At 56.7% G+C, this 5000-nt stretch carries 4 protein-coding genes and 2 rRNA genes (1 of these 6 only partly in view); 2 read left to right on the forward strand and 4 right to left on the reverse strand.

Annotation, left to right across the window (positions count from 1 at the left end; translation table 11 throughout):
- Positions 1-233: 233 nt before the first annotated feature.
- A complete protein-coding gene (locus ACX3OW_RS00260) occupies positions 234-647 on the reverse strand; it encodes a PIN domain-containing protein (RefSeq protein ID WP_459093735.1) in 414 nt (137 codons plus the stop codon).
- Positions 644-913, reverse strand: a complete 270-nt coding sequence (locus ACX3OW_RS00265) for a type II toxin-antitoxin system Phd/YefM family antitoxin (RefSeq protein ID WP_459093736.1) — start codon at positions 911-913, stop codon at positions 644-646. Before ACX3OW_RS00265 ends, ACX3OW_RS00260 begins: the two co-directional genes overlap by 4 nt.
- A gap of 145 nt (positions 914-1058) precedes the next feature.
- On the opposite strand from ACX3OW_RS00265, the gene ACX3OW_RS00270 reads away from it, so the two are divergent.
- Positions 1059-1652 carry a hypothetical protein gene (locus tag ACX3OW_RS00270; RefSeq protein WP_459093737.1) on the forward strand — a complete coding sequence of 198 codons (594 nt, stop codon included), beginning with the start codon at positions 1059-1061 and terminating at the stop codon, positions 1650-1652.
- A 1-nt stretch (position 1653) separates the two neighbouring features.
- Complete coding sequence (locus ACX3OW_RS00275; RefSeq protein ID WP_459093738.1) at positions 1654-1920, forward strand: HNH endonuclease; 267 nt, start codon at positions 1654-1656, stop codon at positions 1918-1920.
- 754 nt (positions 1921-2674) lie between these two features.
- Here ACX3OW_RS00275 and rrf read toward each other — a convergent pair.
- Positions 2675-2790, reverse strand: a 5S ribosomal RNA gene (gene rrf, locus ACX3OW_RS00280).
- Between the two features lie 143 nt (positions 2791-2933).
- Positions 2934-5000, reverse strand: a 23S ribosomal RNA gene (locus tag ACX3OW_RS00285); it runs 656 nt beyond the window's last position.

The following is a 5000-nucleotide window of genomic DNA, read 5'->3' on the forward strand; positions in this document are numbered from 1 at the left end:
AATCGCAACGAGGCCCACAACCAATGCATTGGCCCCTCCGCTCCCGGACCACACCGCGATTCTTATCGCCCCTCTCCCCATCAGAGCTGCCAGTCCCCACCTTCGGCACGCCCCTTGGCCCCCTCTTGCTCTATCGCCCTACCGATTCTCGACACTCATCCAAAATGGCTCATCGAGAATCGGCCCATCCGCCATCTTTGCCGCCCGCCACCGGCGCCGCCGGCTTACCCCTCCTAGGGATTGAGCAGCTGCAGCGGCAGCCCGATAAAATCCTTGGTGTTCCGGGTCACCAGCGTCAGCCCGCGACTCACCGCACAAGCGGCGATCAAGCCATCCATCACCGCCAGCGCCATTCCCTGTTGCTTGGCCCCTGCCATCAGCTCGCCCCACACCAGGGCGGCGGCGGTATCGATCGGCAGAATGCGGCCATCGAATCGCTCGAGCAGCTCGCCCTCGAGCCACTCCCCCAGCGCCTGCTTGCGCCGCCCCTCCTCCAGCAGGCCAACACCCCGGCGAATCTCGGCGATCGAGATGGCACTGAGATAGGTACGGTCCTCATCGACCTGGTCCAGCCAGGCCAGCACCCTGGCATCGGGCTGCGGCCGGCGCACTTCCGACAGCACATTGGTATCGAGCAAAAAACTCACAGCCCGAGATCGCGCGGTTCATCGCTCACCCGCTCGATGTCGAGCGCCGAGCCGGCCAGGGGCGAATCGAGCAAAAACGCGGCAAGGCTCCCCTTGCGCATGGTCTTGCGATTCCATTCCTCCACCGAAACCACCACCACGCTTGGTCGCCCATTGCGGGTAATGGTCTGCGGCTCATTCTGCGCCCGCTCGATCACCTCTGACAGCCGCGCCTTGGCATTGGCGACCGTCCAGCGATCATCCTGGTGACTTTGGCTCGTCGACATGGCGGTATCCAATCAGGTCATTATGACTATCATGACTATATAGGCCACAAGCCGCCTTTTTGCCAGCCCGCCGCCGCCTCCCGCACGGTGCCGGGCCAGCAGAAATCTGCGCACATACGTAGTTCCCCTAGTTTTGGAACACGTCATGACTTTCGCAGTGCTCAATATTCGTCCCGATCAAACTGACAATCTGCAACTGGTTCGCCTGCTGAATCGTCCTATCGAAATCGCCCTGGAAGCACTGCATAGTCGCATCGTGCTTTGCGCCCCGCGCCACGCGGATGAACCCGGCTATATCGGCACCGCCATGCTGCTGGACCTTCGCCCCGACTGCAATGATCAGCGCTACATGGTGGCGGAATTGGCAGAGATGAAGTTGTTTGCGCAGCCAGTAAAGCTCCGCTCGGAGGGGCAGCCCCACGAATCTGACGCCCTCGATGATGCCGGAAATTTTGCTTTCTACCACTACGCGGCCGGCGTCAGAGCTTTGTCCCAGTCCGAATTTGACCGGATTATTGCGGCGGGATCTCTCTGCTCTCTCTCCGGCATGGCAGAAGAACAACCGAGCGCGGCCGACCTGCTCTACGAGGTCAAAACAATCGAGACGTCGCGCAAGTTCCTATCCAGACAACAGGCGATTCGGGATGCGCGCTTGCGGCTGACGGTGCTGCAGCACTACGGCCCGATCTGTGCCGTGAGCGGCCAGTGCGCATGTCATCGAAGAAACCGCGAGCTATGAGGTGGAGGTCTCCCATATTCGCCCGGTCAAATCGGGTGGCGTCGATGAGGTTTGGAACGCCATGCCGATGACGCAGACGCTGCACTGGGCCTATGATCATGGCCTGTTCAGCATGAGCAATAGCGGCGAATTGCTGTTTAGCCCCAGGATGACAACCGCGCTTCGATCGCTCTTCAACGGCAGGACCAAAGCGAGTTTTCCCATGGATCCCCGCGCCTGGCCGAACGCCGAATGCATCGCCAGGAAATTTTCAAAGGCTGACTCCTGAAGGGCGCGCCGGCTTCTCCGCCCCTCGATGTCACCCCGGCCCCGTGCCGGGCCCAGCTTGAGATAACTTCGGTGTTTCCATCTCAAAACGGCATCACCGGCGTCGGACGCGAATGACAACCGGATCGATCACCTAGAATCGCACATGGATTGGGCAATGAAATCGCAGATAGGCGCGGAGATCCTTGCGCCCTCCCCACCCCCAGTGTCACCCCGGCCCTGCGCCGGGGCCCATCCTGAGATGGCGCCAACGCGACCATCTCTCGCTGATCGCATATTTCTGGCAGGGCCGCCGAAAGGCGCCCGCATCCTCGAATCGGCAGCGGGTCAAATGAGTCGGCAACGATCTCAACGCCAATGGCTGGAGCCATCACCTCGGCCCAGACAATGCCTTCCCCACCCCCGATGTCACCCCGGCCTCGCGCCGGGGCCCATCCCGAGATTATGCCGGCGCGACCATCTCTCGCGGATCGCGTAATTCCCGGTAGGGCTGCCTAAAGGCACCCGCATGCTCGAATCGGCTACCGGGCGAAGGGGCGGCGACGATCTCAACGCCAATGGGTCGATCCATTATCTCGGCGCCGGCTCGGGATGAATAGAGAGGCGAGACGCAGCAAGTTCCCGCTGGGCCGAACCCACTGGGGCATTGCCCCTCCCCCTTCCGCGTTCCAAACGCAAAAACCCCAGTCATTTCTGACTGGGGTTTTTGTTATTTCTTTTCGACATTGTAATTGAGAACCATACGTTTTTGGCAGACCTTGCAGCGACCTACTCTCCCAAGCCTTGAGACTTAGTACCATTGGCGCAGAGGAATTTGACGGTCGAGTTCGGGATGGGATCGGGTCTTGGGCTCCTCGCAAAAACCACAAGGTCAGCGAAAAACGTATGATGTGAATTCTGGTTTTGTTGTTCTGTATATGGACCAAGTGCTCTCCCATGCAAGGAGCCTTGGTCTGGTGTATTATTTGTACCGATCGAACATTTCACAATCTATGCGGACATAGATTAATGAGAACGATCAAGCCAATCGAGCTATTAGTACCGGTAAGCTTCACACATTGCTGCGCTTCCACACCCGGCCTATCGACGTGGTGGTCTTCCACGGCTCTCAAGGGAATACTAGTTTTGAAGGAGGCTTCCTGCTTAGATGCTTTCAGCAGTTATCCCGTCCGAACTTAGCTACCCTGCAATGCGGCTGGCGCCACAACAGGTCCACCAGAGGTTCGTCCAACCCGGTCCTCTCGTACTAGGGTCAGCTCTTCTCAATATTCCTACACCCACGGCAGATAGGGACCGAACTGTCTCACGACGTTCTAAACCCAGCTCACGTACCACTTTAAATGGCGAACAGCCATACCCTTGGGACCTGCTCCAGCCCCAGGATGTGATGAGCCGACATCGAGGTGCCAAACAATGCCGTCGATATGGACTCTTGGGCATTATCAGCCTGTTATCCCCAGCGTACCTTTTATTCGTTGAGCGATGGCCCTTCCACGCGGGACCACCGGATCACTATGACCGACTTTCGTCTCTGCTCGACTTGTCAGTCTCGCAGTCAGGCAGGCTTATGCCATTGCACTCAAGGAACGATTTCCGACCGTTCTGAGCCTACCATCGCGCGCCTCCGTTACTCTTTGGGAGGCGACCGCCCCAGTCAAACTACCCACCATACGCTGTCCCGGACACTGTTATGCCGCGGTTAGACATCTATGACGATAAGGGTGGTATCTCATCTTGCGGCTCCACAGAAACTAGCGTCCCTGCTTCAAAGCCTACCACCTATCCTGCACATGCCGACACAAATGCCAGCGTAAAGCTATAGTAAAGGTGCATGGGGTCTTTCCGTCTGACCGCAGGAACCCCGCATCTTCACGGGGAATTCAATTTCACTGAGTCTATACTGGAGACAGTGGGGAAGTCGTTACGCCATTCGTGCAGGTCGGAACTTACCCGACAAGGAATTTCGCTACCTTAGGACCGTTATAGTTACGGCCGCCGTTTACCGGGGCTTCAATTCAAGGCTTGCACCTCTCCTTTTAACCTTCCGGCACCGGGCAGGCGTCAGACCCTATACGTCGTATTACTACTTCGCAGAGCCCTGTGTTTTTAGTAAACAGTCGCCACCCCCTCTTTTGTGCCACTCCTATAGAGTTGCCTCCATAGAAGTCATGCTTATCCCGAAGTTACGCATGCAATTTGCCGAGTTCCTTCAGTATAGTTCTCTCAAGCGCCTTGGTATACTCTACCAGTCCACCTGTGTCGGTTTAGGGTACGGTCAATGTTGGTGGAGCTATTTCCAGGAACCGGCTCATCGCACCCCCAATCCAATAAGGGGATACGAACCTGCGCGATCCGTCACTACCACCTGGTTCACGAATATTAACGTGATTCCCATCGGCTACGCATTTCTGCCTCGCCTTAGGGGCCGACTAACCCTGCGCTGATTAGCATTGCGCAGGAACCCTTGGACTTTCGGCGAAAGTGTCTCTCACACTTTTTATCGCTACTCATGTCATCATTCGCACTTCCGATACCTCCACGGCCCCTCACAGGTACCGCTTCGCAGGCTTACGGAACGCTCCGCTACCGCTTACACGTAAACGTGTAAACCCTAAGCTTCGGTGCATAGTTTTAGACCCGGTACATCTTCGCCGCAGGAACGCTTGACCAGTGAGCTGTTACGCTATCTTTAAAGGATGGCTGCTTCTAAGCCAACCTCCTGGTTGTCTAAGCATTCCCACATGCTTTCCCACTTAACTATGACTTGGGGACCTTAGCTGTAGGTTAGGGCTGTTTCCCTTTTGACAATGGACCTTAGCACCCACTGTCTGTCTCCCGGATATTACTTGTGGGTATTCGGAGTTTGGTTAGGTTTGGTAAGTCGGTGAGACCCCCTAGCCCATCCAGTGCTCTACCCCCCACAGTATTCGTCCGAGGCGATACCTAAATATCTTTCGCGGAGAACCAGCTATTTCCAAGTTTGATTGGCCTTTCACCCCTAGGAACAAGTCATCCCCGCAATTTTCAACTTACGTGGGTTCGGTCCTCCAGCAAGTGTTACCTTGCCTTCAACCTGCTCAT

It is taken from the genome of Devosia sp. A449 (genome assembly GCF_054489375.1).